Source organism: Gallibacterium sp. ZY190522, from assembly GCF_054166015.1.
Map to the genome: position 1 here is coordinate 550,293 of NZ_CM135118.1, position 17,436 is coordinate 567,728.

At 35.4% G+C, this 17,436-nt stretch carries 13 protein-coding genes and 1 pseudogene; 10 read left to right on the plus strand and 4 right to left on the minus strand.

Annotated elements, in window-relative coordinates:
• The first annotated feature begins 8 nt into the window (after positions 1 to 8).
• The 10 genes and pseudogenes from ACXPAV_RS02580 to ACXPAV_RS02625 all read left to right on the plus strand — a co-directional run bounded on the left by ACXPAV_RS02580 (position 9) and on the right by ACXPAV_RS02625 (position 11,088).
• A complete protein-coding gene (locus tag ACXPAV_RS02580; RefSeq protein WP_458003931.1) occupies positions 9 to 1,151 on the plus strand; it encodes a GDSL-type esterase/lipase family protein in 1,143 nt (380 codons plus the stop codon).
• A 10-nt stretch (positions 1,152 to 1,161) separates the two neighbouring features.
• Positions 1,162 to 3,039 carry an LTA synthase family protein gene (locus ACXPAV_RS02585; RefSeq protein WP_458003932.1) on the plus strand — a complete coding sequence of 626 codons (1,878 nt, stop codon included), beginning with the start codon at positions 1,162 to 1,164 and terminating at the stop codon, positions 3,037 to 3,039.
• A gap of 12 nt (positions 3,040 to 3,051) precedes the next feature.
• Positions 3,052 to 3,795 (plus strand): bifunctional 2-polyprenyl-6-hydroxyphenol methylase/3-demethylubiquinol 3-O-methyltransferase UbiG, encoded by a 744-nt coding sequence (gene ubiG / locus ACXPAV_RS02590; RefSeq protein WP_335802122.1) that lies wholly within the window; start codon positions 3,052 to 3,054, stop codon positions 3,793 to 3,795.
• A gap of 2 nt (positions 3,796 to 3,797) precedes the next feature.
• Positions 3,798 to 4,058, plus strand: coding sequence for a YcgL domain-containing protein (locus ACXPAV_RS02595; RefSeq protein ID WP_039135313.1), 261 nt, complete (start codon positions 3,798 to 3,800; stop codon positions 4,056 to 4,058).
• 44 nt (positions 4,059 to 4,102) lie between these two features.
• A pseudogene (locus ACXPAV_RS02600) lies at positions 4,103 to 4,264 on the plus strand (IS3 family transposase); the annotation flags it as partial.
• Positions 4,265 to 4,590: 326 nt separating this feature from the next.
• Positions 4,591 to 5,190 (plus strand): fimbrial protein, encoded by a 600-nt coding sequence (locus tag ACXPAV_RS02605; protein ID WP_458003933.1) that lies wholly within the window; start codon positions 4,591 to 4,593, stop codon positions 5,188 to 5,190.
• Between the two features lie 75 nt (positions 5,191 to 5,265).
• Positions 5,266 to 5,979 carry a fimbrial biogenesis chaperone gene (locus tag ACXPAV_RS02610; protein ID WP_039089455.1) on the plus strand — a complete coding sequence of 238 codons (714 nt, stop codon included), beginning with the start codon at positions 5,266 to 5,268 and terminating at the stop codon, positions 5,977 to 5,979.
• A 12-nt stretch (positions 5,980 to 5,991) separates the two neighbouring features.
• A complete protein-coding gene (locus ACXPAV_RS02615; protein WP_458003934.1) occupies positions 5,992 to 8,502 on the plus strand; it encodes a fimbria/pilus outer membrane usher protein in 2,511 nt (836 codons plus the stop codon).
• Positions 8,487 to 9,650 (plus strand): fimbrial protein, encoded by a 1,164-nt coding sequence (locus tag ACXPAV_RS02620; protein ID WP_458003935.1) that lies wholly within the window; start codon positions 8,487 to 8,489, stop codon positions 9,648 to 9,650. The genes ACXPAV_RS02615 and ACXPAV_RS02620 overlap by 16 nt, the downstream gene beginning before the upstream one ends.
• A gap of 373 nt (positions 9,651 to 10,023) precedes the next feature.
• Positions 10,024 to 11,088, plus strand: a complete 1,065-nt coding sequence (locus ACXPAV_RS02625; protein WP_458003936.1) for a lytic murein transglycosylase — start codon at positions 10,024 to 10,026, stop codon at positions 11,086 to 11,088.
• A gap of 377 nt (positions 11,089 to 11,465) precedes the next feature.
• Here the strand turns inward: ACXPAV_RS02625 and ACXPAV_RS02630 are convergent, their stop codons facing one another.
• The 4 genes from ACXPAV_RS02630 to ACXPAV_RS02645 all read right to left on the minus strand — a co-directional run bounded on the left by ACXPAV_RS02630 (position 11,466) and on the right by ACXPAV_RS02645 (position 17,435).
• Entirely contained in the window at positions 11,466 to 12,086 is a 621-nt protein-coding gene (locus tag ACXPAV_RS02630) for a hypothetical protein (RefSeq protein ID WP_458003937.1), read from the minus strand.
• Positions 12,087 to 12,089: 3 nt separating this feature from the next.
• Positions 12,090 to 13,151 carry a hypothetical protein gene (locus tag ACXPAV_RS02635; protein WP_458003938.1) on the minus strand — a complete coding sequence of 354 codons (1,062 nt, stop codon included), beginning with the start codon at positions 13,149 to 13,151 and terminating at the stop codon, positions 12,090 to 12,092.
• Complete coding sequence (locus ACXPAV_RS02640) at positions 13,151 to 16,546, minus strand: hypothetical protein (protein ID WP_458003939.1); 3,396 nt, start codon at positions 16,544 to 16,546, stop codon at positions 13,151 to 13,153. The genes ACXPAV_RS02635 and ACXPAV_RS02640 overlap by 1 nt, the downstream gene beginning before the upstream one ends.
• A 121-nt stretch (positions 16,547 to 16,667) precedes the next feature.
• Positions 16,668 to 17,435 carry a hypothetical protein gene (locus ACXPAV_RS02645; RefSeq protein WP_458003940.1) on the minus strand — a complete coding sequence of 256 codons (768 nt, stop codon included), beginning with the start codon at positions 17,433 to 17,435 and terminating at the stop codon, positions 16,668 to 16,670.
• Between the last annotated feature and the right edge of the window lies 1 nt (position 17,436).

Below are 17,436 nucleotides of genomic sequence, written 5' to 3' on the forward strand. Positions count from 1 at the left end.
GAATAAAAATGAAAAAAGTGGCATTAATTCCGGTATTTTCATCAGAAAAGTTAATGAATAAAAATGTGTTGATGCTGGAAGGTAAATTAGTTGCCGGTTATAGCATAGAAGCAGCACTGGCAACAAAATGTTTTGAACGAATTATTGTTATTACTGATAAACAACAATATCAAGATGCATTAAACACTTACCCTATCGATGTTTTTCAAGTAGAAAAACCGATCTGTTCAGTACAAGCATTATTGACTATTTGGCAACAATTAGATCCAAAGGCAAAACAAAATGATTATGCCGTGATTTTAATGCCTGAAACACCTCTACGCACAATCGAACAGATCGTGCAATGTTGTCAATTATTCGAACAACAGGAAACAGATTATTTATATTCTATTGATCCGAAAAAACAGGAAAATCATTCAATTTATTTGTATCGATTACCATTTAATACGTTAAATAAATTGGCGAATATTCAAACTTATATGATGGATAAAGAAGGATCATTATTTATTGAAGATAGCTTTGAATATGAATGGGTAAAAGCAATTTTGCAATTAAGAATAAAAAATCAAACTTCTTTATTAAATGTTCAACGTAGAATAAGAGAAAAATCTAAAGATTTTAATCGTATTTCCGATATTACATTGGTAGGGCATTCTCTTTGGGATTATTGGCAAATTGAACAGTTAAATAATATTGAAGTGAACAATTTAGGCATCGGCGGCATTACCACTCAACAATATGTTGAACTAATTTTACAGAAGCAATTAATAAAAGGGTTAGGAAAAGATACCTTAATATTTTTAGGTATTAATGAAATGTTTCGTGTTGGTTGGCACGCAGAAGATACGCTTTATTGGTTGGATCAAACAGTGCAATATTTGAGAAAAATTAATGCAGAAAGCCGACTCTATTTAATGGAAGTGAGTTATGTTGCTTTTAAACGAGAAGTTAACAGTAAGATGATTGATGATTTTAATCAGCAATTGAGAGATTATTTTTCTGATAAAAATATTACATTGGTTGATGTGAACAGTGTTTTGCAGGATCAATATCATCAATTAGACTTAGCATTCACTTCTGATGGATTGCATTTTAATCCTATTGGATATAAAAAATTAGCCACCTTATTGCAAACTGTATTATTTAATTAGGACTTAATAGATGCTGCAATTAAAGCTACCAGTAAAATTACTTATTTTTTCAATTTTTTTATTTTTATTTTTCCGATTATTATTTATTGGATTATATCCAGATTATTTTCTTGATCAGATTAGTATAAAAGAGCTACTACAATCTTTTTTGTATGGAATTAGGTTTGATCTTAATATTAGTGTTATTTTCTTGTCTCCTATTTTATTAATTAGTATATTACCTTTTTCTATAATTGGTTCTTTAAGATTTCAAAAGGTTTTATCTTATTTTTCACTAATTGTTTTTATTGTTTTTTCTATCATTTCTTTGATAGATTTGGCTTATTTTGGTGAAGTGTATCGTCATTTGGGTAGAGAAATTTTTTTAGTTAATAAAGATATAGGTTTTCTTTTTGATGTTGCTTTTAAATCACGTTTACTATACACCATTTCAGGATTTATTATATTAGGGATGATAATATTAAGTTATATTGCTTTTATTATTTATCCATTAAAAAATAGTGTAAATCTGAATTCGAGTTCTATATTTTATCGCAGTTTATTGGGAATTTTTTTTCTTATTTTTTGTTTTTGGCTAGCACGAGGAATGATTATTCAAGGTAGACCAATTAGTTATGCGGATGCTTTCGAGAATACAATATCAGCTTCACAAGCTAATCTAGTTTTAAATAGTCCATTTGTGGTGTGGAAGCAGTTCCGTAAGCAAGAAAAATTAGGGCCAATAAATTTATTAACGGATAAAGAAAAAGATCAAATTTCTTTTAGAGATGATGTATTTTTATTCCAATCAAATGAGAAAGAAAATTATAAAAATATAGTTTTTATTTTACTGGAAAGTTGGAGTTATAAATATATTGATGGTTTGGCACATCGTAATTATAATGTTACACCTTTTATCGATTCATTAATTAAAAAATCAATAGTTTGGGATAATTATTATGCTGCAGGGAAAAGGAGTATTATTGGTATTCAAGCAGTTCTATCGTCTGTACCAGCATTAAATAATCATCCGGTATTGGGTTTTGGATTAGAATTAAATAAGATAAGTAGGATTGGTAAAATATTAAATGATCATCAGTATCGCACTATTATGATGCAGACATCCAACCGTAGATCTTTCAATGTAAACAGTATTGCTAATGTTCTTGGATTCCAAGAATATTATGGCAAGGAAGATGTTCCTATTATAAAAAAATATCCACAGGAACCACCACATTTCGGCTGGGATTATGATAGCCTACAATTTTTATTAAATAAATTAAATGAAACACCAGAAAGTAAACCTTTTTTTGCTTTTTTATTTACTGGATCTACACACGAACCTTTTGCAGATGCTGGTAAAGAGTTTCATATTTATCCGCATGATCAATCTAATGAAAATGGTTTTTTAAATACTCTTCGTTATTCTGATTGGTCATTGGAACAATTTATGAAAGCAGCCGAAAAACAGCCTTGGTATCAAAATACTATTTTTATTTTTACTGCGGATCATACATTAAATTCATTGCCTTCAGAAAATTTAAAAGAGCAGTTTCATATTCCTTTGATTGTTTATTCACCGGATGGCAGTTTATCGGCAAAAAGAGAATCTCAATTTGCTTCACAATATGATTTATTTCCAACAATGTTGGATTTATTGGGTATTGATACGCCGATATCTACTTTCGGACAATCTTTATTACATCCAAAAACAACTGCACCGACATTATTTGTCAGTAACGGACAAATTATTGGTATGATCAGTCCTGCCGGAACAGCTACTTTTTTAGAACAGAAGCAGTTGTCTATAAGTAATGATAATGATGAATTAAGACAGCAAATATTAAAATTCAAACAAAGAGTTACTTTAGCGGATATGATGTTGGATAATAACCAATGGGCTAAGTAAAGGGAGATAAATATGCAACAGCTAAATTCGGAAAATAAAAATATAGATCAGCAAGAATTGGATAAATTTTCCAAAATGGCGGCGAGTTGGTGGGATTTAAATGGTGATTTTAAACCAATTCATCAATTAAACCCTTTGCGTTTGAATTATATTTTGCAACACAGCAATGGGTTGAATGGGAAAAAAGTGCTGGATGTTGGTTGTGGTGGCGGTATTTTATCTGAAAGTATGGCAAAATCCGGCGCAAACGTAACCGGTATTGATATGAGCCCACAGCCACTTGCCGTTGCCAAACAACACGCACAAGACAATAATTTAATAATCGATTATCAGCAATCTACAATTGAGGATTTTTTACAGCAACATCAACAACTTCAAGCAGAAAAATTTGATGTAATTACTTGTATGGAGATGTTGGAACACGTTCCTGATCCGCTCTCAATTATTCGTAGTTGTCGGGAGTTATTAAAACCTGATGGTGTATTGTTTATGTCCACCATTAATCGCACTTTGAAAGCTTGGGCATTAGTGGTAATTGGTGCAGAATACATTTTGAAAATGTTGCCAAAAGGCACGCACGATTATGAAAAATTTATTAAACCGGCGGAATTATTGGCTTATTGTGATCAAGTCGGACTAACCTGTCAGCAGTTGAAAGGTTATCACTATAATCCGCTTACCGGTAATTTTTGGCTTAATGATGATGTCAGCGCCAATTATTGGGGAGTATTTTGCCATAGTCAGAATGAGGTATAACAATGTTGTGTGCTATTTATAAAAGTCGCAGAAAAGAGGGAATGTATCTTTATATTGAAAAAAGAGATGATTTTTCATCAGTGCCTGAATCATTATTAAACGCTTTTGGGACACCTCAATTTGTGATGTTGTTTAATTTAGACGGAAAAAAGAAATTAATTCATACAGATAATCAAAATGTTAAAGAGCAGATTGAGCAAAATGGATTCTACTTACAGATGCCTCCGCCGGTAGAAAATCTCTTGAAAACACTTAAAAATTAGTTAATTCTTCCGCAACACAACCCACTCAGCACAATATTGTGCTGAATATGTCGAGGAAAGAAAATTGTTTAGATAATGCTGCTATGGAAAGTTTCTTTGGTCGGATGAAGGTGAAATGTTTTTATAACAACACCTTCGAAAGCATTGAAGAACTGGAATTTGTTATCAAAGAATATGTTCGTTATTACAATGAAAACAGAATTTAATTAACATTAAATGGACTGAGTCCTGTTCAATATAGAATTCAGTCCTTAAAACAATAGCCAAACTTTTCGGGATCAGAGCATTCAACTCTTTTGCTTTTTTCTTTATTTATATTGTTTACGCCAAAATGGAGTAGTGATATTAAATTTTCTGTTTATACAAGCTAACATATTGATTATATTGAGTTTATTTGAAAGGTGTTTTTAAATATTTCTATCCTTACGTGTAAATTTACATTTATTTAGTAAAATTTACTTGCCCCCCCCCCCTAAAAACTTATGTATACTCCTACGTAAATTAACTTAATCCTGAAGGAGTATTTGAAAAAATGAAAAAATTACTTTTAACAACTTTAATTACCGCTGGTTTAGGCTTATCGGCACAAGGTGCGTTTGCAGATACACCAGCACAAAAAGGCACTATTACTATCAACGGTAAAATTGTGGATACTACTTGTACGATTAATGGTGGCTCTGGTGCTGATATTACTTTTACCTTAGCTACAATTTCTAAATCTGCATTGCCTAACGAAGGTGATACTGCAATGGATACTCCATTTGAAATTAAACTAACAGGTTGTACTAAATCAGGAGGCGGAGCATTTACTAGTAGCGAAAAAATTTATGCTGCCTTTATTAATGATCCTCAAAAAGTGAGTACAGGAGGGCGTTTACTTAATAAAGCCACTGATACTCCAGCCACTAACGTGACTATTGAAATTGCTAATAATGCTTTGGATAACACTAGCGTAATTGATATTTCTAAATCAGATATTGCACAAGGCTCTAAAACTGTAGCAATAGAGGGCGATTCACCAAATGGTGAAGCGACTTTACGATATAAAGCACGTTATTATGCAGAAAAAACTAATGGTGTTACTGCTGGTAATGTTAGAGGTACAGTTGATTATATGATCGCATACGAATAATCTATGTTCTAGTTCTTTTTCGGGCAGATATTCTGCCCGATTTTTTATCATCTTTGTATTTGTTGGCGGATGTTTATGTTAAAAAAAAGATTTGCTACGATTTTTATATTGGCTGCTTTCTGGGCTTCTTCCTCGACAGCAAATATTGTTATTACAGGCACGCGGGTAATTTATCCGTCTGATGCCAAAAATGTGAGTGTTCAATTAACCAATGTAGGCGACTCACCTTCATTAGTGCAAGCTTGGATTGATGATGGTGATGCTAATACACCACCAGAAAAAATTCAAACGCCCTTTGTGATTACACCGCCTATTTCTCGTGTTGATGGGAATAAAGGTCAAACATTGCGTTTAATTTATACAGGGGGATCATTGCCCTCAGATCGGGAATCACTTTTTTATTTAAATGTGTTAGATATTCCACCGTCACCAAAAGATAAGAGCAAAAATTATTTACAAATTGCATTACGCAGCCGTATTAAGCTATTTTACCGCCCTGCGAATCTCTCTCTTTCACCATCAGAAGCTTATACCAAAGTAAAATGGCAATTAAAAGGTAAACAATTACAAGTGGATAATCCAACACCATATTACATTACCTATGTCGGTGCGGGTGTCGGTCAAGGGAAAAATATGGCTAAAACCTCACGAGCTAATATGATTGCACCGTTTTCTAAAGCTGTTTTTGAATTGAACAAAGTTCCTTCAGGAAAAGATACTACTGTACAATGGGATATTCTTAATGACTATGGTAGTGATTCACTTGGAAGCAGCCCATTACAACATTAATGCCTAATGATTATGCGAAATATTTTCTTACCCTTAACAAAATTTAGACGTAGCTATATATCATTGGTGCTATTTAGTAGTTGTTGCATCAATAGTTATGCTAGTGACTACGTTGAATTTGACCCTGGCTTCTTATACGGCAGTGAAGCTCAAAAAAATATTGATATTCAACGATTCAGTTATGGGAATCCCATTCCTGCTGGTGAATATCTTGCGGATGTTTATGTAAATAATGAATTACGTGGACGTATTACTTTACAATTTGTGGAGCTTCCTGATCAAAAATCTATCGGACTTTGTGCTACACCAACGTTGCTAACATTATTAGATTTAAAATCTGCTGCGTTTTCAGGTAAAACTCATCAAGTTAAGCAATGTCGCTTATTTGCACCACAAGTGCCAGAGGCAAAAGTAAATTTTGATACTGGACAATTGCGATTAGATGTAGATATTGCACAGGCTCTAGTTGTGCAACGTCCAAAAGGTTATATCTCACCTGCACAATGGCAAGATGGTATTCCTGTGGCATTTTTGCGTTATAACGCTAGCCATTATCGCTACCAATACAGTGATCAAAATTTTTATCAAAGCTATCTAGGCATTGAGTCAGGTATAAACTTGTTTGGTTGGGCATTACGTCATCGTGGGTCTATGAGTTGGAGTCCGCAACAAGATTCTCATTACCAACGGATCGCTACTTACTTACAACACGATGTTGCCGCACTTCGTGGGCAATTAACTATCGGTGATTTATATACTAATGGCGTTTTGATGGATAGTTTATCACTGCGTGGAATAAAGTTAGCATCTGATGATAGAATGTTGGCTAGTTCTGAACGCGGTTATGCTCCCGTTATTCGTGGCGTTGCGAATAGCAATGCTGTTGTTAGCATACGGCAAAATGGCAATTTATTGCGAGAAGTGTCTGTTCCTCCCGGTGCGTTTTCAATTGATGATCTCTTTCCAACAGGGTATGGTGGTGATATTCAAGTAGAAATTTTAGAAGCAAATGGAGAAAAACGCACTTTTACTGTTCCTTATACTGCGGCAGCACAATTAATTCGTCCAGGCTATAGCCGTTATCAAATTGCTGCTGGACGTTATCGTTATGGTAATGTTGTTTTTGATACAAATGTTGCACAAGCCACTTGGCAGTATGGTTTAACTAATAATTTAACATTGAATCTTGGGGCGATCCTGTCTAAAGATTACCATTCTGAGCTGTTAGGTCTTTCTTTTAATACGCCGATTGGAGCATTTGCGGCAAATGCAACGCTCTCTAATGCAACTTTTCATAATCTTGATCAAAAATTTAAGGGATACAATCTTTATTTTAGTTATAACACGCATATCGAACCAACAAATACAAACGTTACTTTAGCTGCATATCGTTATTTATCACGCGATTACTTCAGTTTACAAGATGTCATTTTAGCAAATGAACGGAAATTTGCTTACGAAAACGGACTGAATTTATCATTGAATAGCTATCGCCCAAAAAATCAATTTCAGGTATCTGTAAGTCAAACATTTAAAGATGGATGGGGTGGGGCTTATATTACTGGAAGTACGTTTACCTATTGGGGAACTAAGCAAAAACGCAATGAATACCAAATTGGCTATAGCAATAATTACAAGAAATTAAATTATAGTCTGTCATTTTCTCAATCAATTAATAATGATGGCAACAATGATAAACGAATTTATCTTTCTCTATCATTACCATTAGGTGATAACGCGAATGGCTCTTATCTTTCACAAGATATTAGCCATAGCGTTAAGGATGGCTATTCTGCCTATACGTCATTATCTGGTACATTGGGTGAACAACAGCGTTATACCTATACTCTCTCTGTCAGTAAGCAACAACAAAGTGATGTTAGTTCAATTGCTTTTAGTAACACCTATTCTAGTTCCTTTGCTCGTCTTAATGGTTCATGGAGTCGTAGTAATAAAGGTAATCAACAAATGTCTGTTGGTGCTTCTGGAGCTGTTGTAGCTCATCCAAAAGGCATTACATTATCCAATGATTTAGGTGACAACTTTGCGATTATTCACGCTAAAGGTGCAAAAGGTGCGTTGATTAATAGCGCAATAGGTAATGAAATTGATTATTTTGGTAATGGTATCGTGCCATATGTTGAACCATATACTATCAATTATATAGGATTAGATGGCAATAATTTGCCGAGTTCTGTTGAATTAGCTGCTACCGAGCAACAAGTTATTCCTCGTGCTAACCAAGCACTTTTAATTAATTTTGCAACCACAGCAGGCTCAGCCGTGTTCTTTGAAATCGAAAACAAAGAACAATTGCCACCATTAGGAACAGAAGTATTTGATCAAAATGAGAAATCTATTGGTGTTGTTGCACAAGGTGGCAAAATTTATACCAGAGGTATTGCTGAAAAAGGTGAGCTTCATCTCAGCTGGGATGAGCATCGTTGCCGAGCGAATTATCAGTTACCAGAACAAGAAGACGGTAAATTACTTATCGTGCCAATACAATGCCAGTTTTATTAAAAGGGGAAAAAATGAAAGGGAAAATAATTCATTGGTTTATATCGATGATGGCTTTGGTGATTTTGTTTAAACCATCATTTTCTTTTGCCTATACATTTGATGGGAAAGATGTTGGAGGACCAAGTGGAGTACCAACACAAGAAAAATATATTAGCGCTAATTATAATCGTGTTGGTTATAATGAGGTGGTTTATCGTTGGAATATAGGTGAAATAATGGCGGGAGGCTACTGTAAGAGACGCGCCGGTGTAACGAATCCAACGGATCAATTTTGGCTAGAAATTAAATATTTTGATACACAAGATAAAAATAGTCAGTATTTTGAAAGAAGATTACTGGAAGTAAATAATCATCTAGTAACTATTGACGGTACAGGTCCATATCAATTTGCCATTGTTGACCGAGGAGAATCACTGATTTTTGATTTAAGACTAAAGCTAAAAGATACTTTTCTCTATAATTCAACGCCAGCGGATATTTCTATTCCGGCAAACACGCCTTTGGCAATCATTACGATGTTATGTGTGGATAAAACGACATCAGGTAATACCGTAGCGGATTATCAAGCTAATGATAATAGGGCTTATAAATATAACTCATTCTCTATGATAAAAGTTACCTCCACGAATCAGGCAACTTTTAGTTTTGCCCGAACCTGCACACTGGAAAATAATAACCAAACGGTTAAACTAAAAGATGTGACTGTAAAAGAACTTAATGAGAATGACGAAGTGCTAGGTAACACTTTTGATATTGGGCTTAATTGCCCCGGAGGAAGTGTAAAAAATGCTTATATTCTTTTTACTGATGCCAATTCTTCATCAAATACAGGCACGCTACCGTTTTTGGGGGCAATTGGAGGATTGAGTTCACCTGAAACCGCTGCTACACAGACTGTATTAAGCGTAAAAGATTCAGTGACTAAACAGTATTTAACTTATAGACAACCTTTAATAGCAAACGGTGATTTTTTTAATAAGCCAACAGGAGATCAAGCGGCAGGTTTTTACTCATTTAATCAGGAGGCATTAACTATTAATCAAAAGCCTAAGCATCGTTATGAGGTTTATTATCGTAAAGTACCAAATAAAACACCAAAAGGTGGAACAATATCAGCCAAGATGACTTACAATATTTATTACGATTGATAAAAAACTATTCCCACTTTTGATCTGCACCCTAAAGTTGGACTGATTATCCAACACACAGAGGTGCAGATTTTTTATGACCAAAAACAGCCAAATATTTAAAAATCTGTTTTTTTACCATCCAGAAAATCTGACCAGAATGAGGAAAAGCAAGCGCTCAGAGTGCTTTCCCCATTCTCTTTGGGCAAACAAAGACAACCCTACGGGTTGAACGTTGCTTTAGCAACGGCACGAAGTGCAAGGCGCAGCCGCAGTAAAATGGGGTCGCTCTTTAGGGTGAAATCTAAGCCTCAATACAAAACCAAAACATTAACATCCTCACCATAATGCATTACAATAACACGCCAATTTCCTAACAATATAATTAACCAAAATGTTCAAAAAAGCAGTACTCACCGTTCTCACCTTAGCATTGGTAGGTTGTGGCAGTTCCACTAATAAAACGCCATCCGATGTTAATTATTCCCAGCCACGCTCTGTTGCTAACTTTGATCAATATGTCGATTATCTGCGCCAACAGGCGGTAAAACAGGGCGTTGATGCCAATGTGGCATATTCTCAACAAAATATCCGTTTTGTTGAACGTTCAATAGAATTGGATCAACAGCAGGCAGGGCGTAAGCGTACAGCTAAACCTAATCAACCTAATCCAAACGGTGTGACCAATTATCTTAATAAAGTGCTGACAATGAATAAAATTGCGTTGGCAGTGCGTTATTTCAGCGAACAGAATCAAGAAATAATGACTGCCAGTCACCGTTTTGGTGTGCAACCACAATATTTGGTGGCATTGTGGGGAATGGAAAGCAGCTTCGGACGTTATCAAGGTAATTTTGATGTACTGTCTGTATTGGCAACATTAGCCTTTGAAGGCAGACGAGAATCACTGTTTGCACCGGAATTTATTAAAGCGTTAGAAATTATTGATCGAGGTCATATTGAGCGTGAACAGATGAAAGGATCGTGGGCAGGCGCAATGGGACAAACGCAATTTATGCCAAGTTCATATTTAAGTTATGCCAAAGACGGTGATGGTGATGGTATCGCTGATATTTGGACAAATTATTATGATGCGTTTGCCTCTATCGCTAATTATTTAGCTACCGTTGGTTGGAATGATAAATTGCCGTGGGGCGTTGAAGTTCAGCTTTCCACTTGGATTGATCCTTCATTAAGTGGAATAGAAAAATATAAAGCAAAATCAGTCAGTGATTGGTTGAAACGAGGCGTTGTTGTGCCACAGGATCGATTTTCACAACAGGCATTGGCGAAGCTTCAATCCGATCCGGTTTGGTTAGTGTTGCCAAACGGCTTGGCAGGACGGGCATTTTTAGTATCTCAGAATTTTAAAACCATTATGGACTGGAATAAATCTTATTACTTTGCTATTAGTATCGGTAAGTTTGCCGATGCAATAGCACAACGAGTGATGTTGTGATGTTAACAACTGTTTGTATCTAAACTCCGTTTCTAGCGGAGTTTTTTATGAAATTTAGTCTTGTGTATGGTTTTATCTTGTTCAAGAAAGAAGAATAGACAACGGAAACTTTGAATAAAGTTTAATAACAAAAAGGAGAATATTAAGGATTATCTGAGATAATATGAAAAGGATGGCGGAGGAAAAGAGATTCGAACTCTTGGAGGACGTAAATCCTCGCCGGTTTTCAAGACCTTTGCTATTAAAATAAGATAATTATAAATTACACTATATAAATCAAAGACCTACGCACCTAGTCGCACCACTAACCGACGAAATTTTATTTAATTAATTGCCATTAAATACCATCAATTCACACCAAAATTGACAAACTTTTGTCAAACACTCACGCCGTTTTCCTCAATAAAATCTTTCATTTTCTCACTAGTTTCTTCATCAATTAAACCTTTCTCAACACCGTTATTTAGTCGTCTGAATAATTCCTCTTTGATATCGTCTTCTGTTATTTCATCAATTTTAATATCGTTATAACTTAAATCATCTCGTCTGTTTAATTCGTATCGTAAGGCATTTAATTGATTCGGTAATCCAATAGGTAATTCAATATTCACAATTTCAAATGCAATACCGACATCGTTGCCAAATCGCAAGTAAAGCACATCGCCTTTTTCTAAAACAAAGGCATTCTCTTCCAACGGCTCAATTAAGGCTTTTCGCCTAACAATACTATCATTCATCATTAGGCTGTCCTTAATAATATCCGATACTTCATAAGGATCGACAAACAATAGTCTTGCCATACCTATGGGGATATATTCCACGTCAGGATGATCTTCACCTTCAAGTCCTAAAACCTGAATGCCTGCTATTGTATTTTTGTCGTCCTCTTCTCGTGTGTACTCCGCACGTGAGCATACCACGTAAAAGCCATTAGGATGATTTAAAACGACCATTCTGGCCGCTTTAAATGTTTGTGAATGTGTTTGAATTTGCGCCATTTTTTAAATACCTTCGCTTTTTAATATTTCCATTGCCAATTTGATCTGTTCTTCTGAGAATTTGCCTGTCTGGCTAAATTTATTCAGTAATCCTTGATATTTAGTGATGTTGTTTTTAACTTCACTAGAAAACTTGCTGTTTGTCATTTTCTTTGATTTTTTAATGTTTCTTGTGATCACATTTTTATCATTCGTGAAAAGCGTACTTTTATTATATTCTTTCGCACGGTTGGCAGATTTACGACCTCTTGTTGTTAACACGGTTTCGCTGTTTTCTTCCATTTCTTTAATGTGTTTTCGTGCGTCTTTTTCGCTAATTCGTTCTTTATTTTTCCCTTTCCGTTCCATTTCGATCGCTTTTGCTAACTGATTATGAAAGCGGCTGTCACCAATAATTGTCTGCATTGTCCTTAATACGTGTTTACAAGCAACACCGCTTAATCGTGGGTTGCGGATTTTCGGGAAAGCGTGTTCCGCTCGGCTATCTCCACCGATATAGGCAAATTTACCTGCAGTTGCTAAATAGCGATACCAGAATGTATGACGGCCACAATCGCAATCGAACTTCACATAAGAGTTAGTTAGTCCCTTGACAATTTTATCCATTTTAAGCGGAGAAGAAACCGCCTGATAAAATGCCGGAAACTCTACAGTAACATAGTGTTTAGTAGCATCATTTTTTTGACTGGCGTCTGTCGTAAATTTAAAGACATTCCCTCGCCTATGCGACATAATCGAAAATTTAATCTCGTTATTCGAACGTTTCCTATCAATAGGCAATGAGCGATTTATAACTTGTTGCGGTGTAATGCCACCTTTGTATTTTTTCCCGATTTGAGCAGCCGTGCGTTGTATCTGTTGCAAGTCTTCCAGCGTTAACGCCTGTATAAATTGCCCTTTTGTGCTGTTTAATCGAGTTAAGAGGGTATTAAAATCAGTGTGAAAGTCATCAGGCGATAACATTTTCCCTTGTCTGTTCGCCTGTTTCCATTTAAAAAGCCCTTCTTTTGCGAGAGAACTTCTTTCTTTTAATGAACCTGTAACAAATTTTTCAACCCTTGCCATTACATAATCCTTTGACCATTTCCAGCTATTCCACCTGTCACAATATGAGCGATTTTCCGATCGGATAAATCTTGTGTGAGAAGAACACCTAAATCATTATTCGATTTTTTATTCTCTTCCTTTTCTTTCTCACGTTGTTTTTCTTTTTCCTTTTTCTCCGCTTGATAGCGGCGTTGGCTTTCTTGAACAGCTTTTTGTCCTGAACGCTCAATAGATTGCGTTGTTTCAGTCACTTGAGATTGAATAGCTAAACTAGAAGGTATAGGAATTGGCGCATTAGTAACAACATTACCAGTAACATTACCAGTAGAAAATGGCAACTGAGCCGCTTTTGATAATTTAGCATTAATAGAAACGCCTGAATTAGGCACAGCTTTATTTTTCTGATAAGTGGCAATAGCTTCACGATAATATTTACTTGCTGCTGTTCCATTACCATCTTTTTTATCAGTTCCTTTAGCAATATATTTTGCCGCATTACCTGCGCCAACTAAATGTGAAGCTGCGAGATACCCTAGTAATTCTTCGACGTTTGCCGGTTCTCTACCGATTAACTTTTTAAAAGATTTAGCATTTCTTGCGGTGTATTGTTTCATTACAACATCTTGCAACTGTTTATCAGCTAGGAATTTTTCTTTAGAAAGTCCATTGTTCCAGTTGCTAGGATCAGCTAAAAAAGCCTTATGTGCTTCTTTATTTACACCTTTTTTCACGCCACCATATTTTTTATCCCAAGCGTCAAGTTTATCTTTATTAACTAGCCCTAGATCAGCCAATGCAGCTGCACCGAATTGATATGTTCCGATATAACCAAAATCATTTTCCGCAAATTGATTATTACCACTTTCTTTATAGCCAAGATAACTCATTAAAGAGTCTGTCTGCTGGTGATCTAATCCTTCAACATTGCCTGCAGTAAAATTACCTGCATTGATATTAGGCACGGCACTACTTCCCATACCTTGTTCAGTGTATTGCGTGTAGTCAGTATTATTAATAGATATTTTTTTAACAGCAGAGATCAAGTCTGTAAAATATCTAGTAAATTCTTTTCTAGTTTGTTTAGCCTCGTCTTTCAAATCCTTAGTAGATTTATCCACAGATTCGGTAGTTTTACTAATATCATTAGTGGTTTCAGAAACAGTAGATACATCACTTTTTACTTCTTCACTGGTGTCGTTGTTCCAAATATTACTAATAACATTTTTTGCTGATTCTAAACGTTTAGAAACATAATTACTGACTGCGGTTTTCGTACTTTCATAGGCATTTTTAACAGTTTCTTTAGAACCTTGCCATTTATCAGAAACCCACGATTTAGACTTATTCCAAGCGTTGGAAATCCTATTTTTTGTTTTTTCCCACGTTTCAGAAAGACTATCTGTAACAGAGTTCCATTGTTTTTTAATAAAATCAATAGAACTATCCCAAGTGTCGCTAATAAAACTAGTGGCGGTTTTCCAATAGTTTTCAATATTTTTAGAAACATCTGACCAATTTACGGTTGAAAGCCAACCCCCGATTTTTTCACCAACAATATCACCTAGGATTGAGCCGATCGCCATTCCTAACGGGCCACCTAAAGCACCGATCGCCATACCTGTAATAGAGCCGACGCCGCTACCAATCTTTTTAGCTCCATTAGATTGACCGGTTTCATCAACAGTGTTATCTCGTAATCCATCAATAATATCAAAAGCGGATAAGCCAGCACCTAACAAAGGAATGCGTTTAAATATACCTTTACCGAATTTTCCGACTGTTCTCGCCGCTTTGCCGGCGCCTGTCGCTGCTTTACCTAATGCGCCTCCACTGGCTTTATTAAGTTTACCGGCGGTGCTTGCAACAGCTTTTGCACCTTTACTCAGTAATCCGCCACCGGCTTTTACTCCTGTAGTAATGGCATTTTTAAACAGTTTTCCTGTAGAGGTAATAACCCCAGCGATACCTTTTAAGATAGCATCAATAATTGATTTAACGCCTTTCTGAATCAGTTTAAAAGCACTGTGAATAGGCTTTGTTACGCCTGAAATTATTGATTTAACAGCCTTGCTAAAGCCACTAAAGATAAATTTAAAGCCTTTCCCAATGCCTTTTAAAATGCGATTAAAACCGGTTTTAACTCCTTTTACTGTTGAGGTCAGCATTTTCAACAGTAATGAAAAAATAAAAATGAAAGGCGAAAATATGGTTAACAGAGAACGTAAAAATAACCCTGAAAGTAGTCCAGAGAAACCATCGCTTGATGATTTTTTATTTTTAATATCCTCAAGATTTTCATTTGTTTTTTTCGCTTTCTTGTCGCTTTCTTTGACTGACTTTTTATGAAAACTGAAAAAACGATCACGCCAACGGTTAGCCTTAACTTCTTCTGGATTATCTTTCTGGTTAAATAGCTTTTTAGTGGCATCAAATGCACCGCCAACAGTAAATTTAATTACTTTCCCTATAACTTTTCCAATACCTGCACCGCTTTTAATGGTTTCGCTAACTTCATTAATCGCATCAATGGTAGGATCGACATTTTCGGGTGTGGCGGTGTCTTTGATTTCTTCTCCGACCTCCTCCACCGCCTCAAGAATTTTCCTAAAACGTGAATTTTCTTTAGTTTCTAAAGCACTGTCATCACCGTTTTTACTTATGATTGGTCTTCCTTTTTTATCAAATTTAGCAAAACGACCTTTTTCATCACGCCATTTGCCATTTTTATCTTTTGACCAGTTATTAGGTATGCCGTTAGATTTACCTTTTTTAGCTGTTTTTTTCTTATTGTTATTCTTATCTTTCGCTTGATCATTTTTAGCCGTGGATTTAGCGTCTTTTGTTCTTGGCTCAGGAAAAACGTTATTTTTTAATTCTGGTGATACGTTGTTTTCTACTTTTTCTACTTGCGAAATAGCCTGTTTTAATTTTTCCTCTTTAGGAAGGTTAATCTTGACTACCTTATCATCATCTGTTTTAGCAACGCTTTTAACATTGTTTTTAACATTATTGTTAACATCGTTTACACCATCTGCAATCTTGTTTAATGTAGATAAAATTGCTTTCTGTTCTGTTGTCAGGTTTTTATGCGGTGTTAAATCAATTGTTTTTGGCAGATCAATAGCCGTTTTAGCCTCAGGCGAAACGTTATTTTTTAATTCTGATTGAGTTTTAGACGTATTAGGAAGAGTCGTATTGGAAAGGGTAGTATTTAACTGTTTAAATCCCTCTTTCTGCGCTTTTTCAGCCGCTTTCATTCTGGCAATCGCTTGACCGCCGAATCTGTCTAAAATAGATTGAATGCTCGTTGTGTCATTCTTGATCTCTTTTAGAATCTCATTATTTTCAAGATCAATACTTTTATCGTTAGGATTATCGAAAAGACCGTCATCAGTCTGTTTAAAAATAGCCATAAATAACCTCAAGTTTAAAATTTAATAGGTCTAGTATGGCGGTTTAAAAACGTGATCTATTTCTACTTTTCCTGTGATAAATTTAAATAAAAAGCCCCTTAAATTAGGGGCTGATTTTTGCTTAAAATCCCATACGACGGCGGATTTTAAACGATTTAATACGGCGCATTTTAGCCGCACTTGAGTTAGCTTTTCGTTGTGCTTTCCGTAAAGCCTGTTTCTGTTTAGCGGTTAAGCGAACCACACCGGAAACACGTTTATTTACTCGTACTTTTCTACCATTACGAATTGCGAAACGTTTACGGTAAGCAGCATCAAGATAGAATTTTTTAACTTCATCTTCATCAGTGCTATCGAAAATCGATTCGTTTTCATCTGCGCTAAAGACAACTTTATCAAATTCATCATTTAAAGCGTCATCGCCTTCCGGTAATTTTTCAAGTAAGAAATTGCGGACGGTTTCAGCTAAGTCATTGTCAAATTCTTCTAACAATGAAACAGCGTTTTCGTTAGAAACGCCTTTAGATACCAGATAATCATAAATGGCATTTTGAGCAATGTTAGCAATATCGGCTTCATCATCATCAATTTCGCCATTTTTATTATCATCAGCCACACCGACCACCATCGCAAATAAACGGTCGCCATAACCTTCGCCTTCTTCTAAATCCTCTTCCTGTGTTTCTAACCATTCAGAAAAATATTGAAGGGCTTGACTTGCAATGGCTTGTTCTTGATAAACCGCAATATCACTAGATAACGCCGCTTCTGGATCGTCGCTGATATCATCTAAATAGTTTTTTTCAACGATTTCTTTCGCAGTTTTACGACGTCCGTCACGTTGGTGAATTTGTCCAAATTCACTGACTAAGTTTTGATAAATATTCATT

Bases quoted from the DNA above. Each gene is read 5' to 3' on its own strand.
- ACXPAV_RS02580 (WP_458003931.1), top strand. From the start codon at position 9: ATGAAAAAAGTGGCATTAATTCCGGTATTTTCATCAGAAAAGTTAATG.
- ACXPAV_RS02585 (WP_458003932.1), top strand. From the start codon at position 1,162: ATGCTGCAATTAAAGCTACCAGTAAAATTACTTATTTTTTCAATTTTT.
- ubiG (WP_335802122.1), top strand. From the start codon at position 3,052: ATGCAACAGCTAAATTCGGAAAATAAAAATATAGATCAGCAAGAATTG.
- ACXPAV_RS02595 (WP_039135313.1), top strand. From the start codon at position 3,798: ATGTTGTGTGCTATTTATAAAAGTCGCAGAAAAGAGGGAATGTATCTT.
- ACXPAV_RS02605 (WP_458003933.1), top strand. From the start codon at position 4,591: ATGAAAAAATTACTTTTAACAACTTTAATTACCGCTGGTTTAGGCTTA.
- ACXPAV_RS02610 (WP_039089455.1), top strand. From the start codon at position 5,266: ATGTTAAAAAAAAGATTTGCTACGATTTTTATATTGGCTGCTTTCTGG.
- ACXPAV_RS02615 (WP_458003934.1), top strand. From the start codon at position 5,992: ATGCGAAATATTTTCTTACCCTTAACAAAATTTAGACGTAGCTATATA.
- ACXPAV_RS02620 (WP_458003935.1), top strand. From the start codon at position 8,487: ATGCCAGTTTTATTAAAAGGGGAAAAAATGAAAGGGAAAATAATTCAT.
- ACXPAV_RS02625 (WP_458003936.1), top strand. From the start codon at position 10,024: ATGTTCAAAAAAGCAGTACTCACCGTTCTCACCTTAGCATTGGTAGGT.
- ACXPAV_RS02630 (WP_458003937.1), bottom strand. From the start codon at position 12,086: ATGGCGCAAATTCAAACACATTCACAAACATTTAAAGCGGCCAGAATG.
- ACXPAV_RS02635 (WP_458003938.1), bottom strand. From the start codon at position 13,151: ATGGCAAGGGTTGAAAAATTTGTTACAGGTTCATTAAAAGAAAGAAGT.
- ACXPAV_RS02640 (WP_458003939.1), bottom strand. From the start codon at position 16,546: ATGGCTATTTTTAAACAGACTGATGACGGTCTTTTCGATAATCCTAAC.
- ACXPAV_RS02645 (WP_458003940.1), bottom strand. From the start codon at position 17,435: ATGAATATTTATCAAAACTTAGTCAGTGAATTTGGACAAATTCACCAA.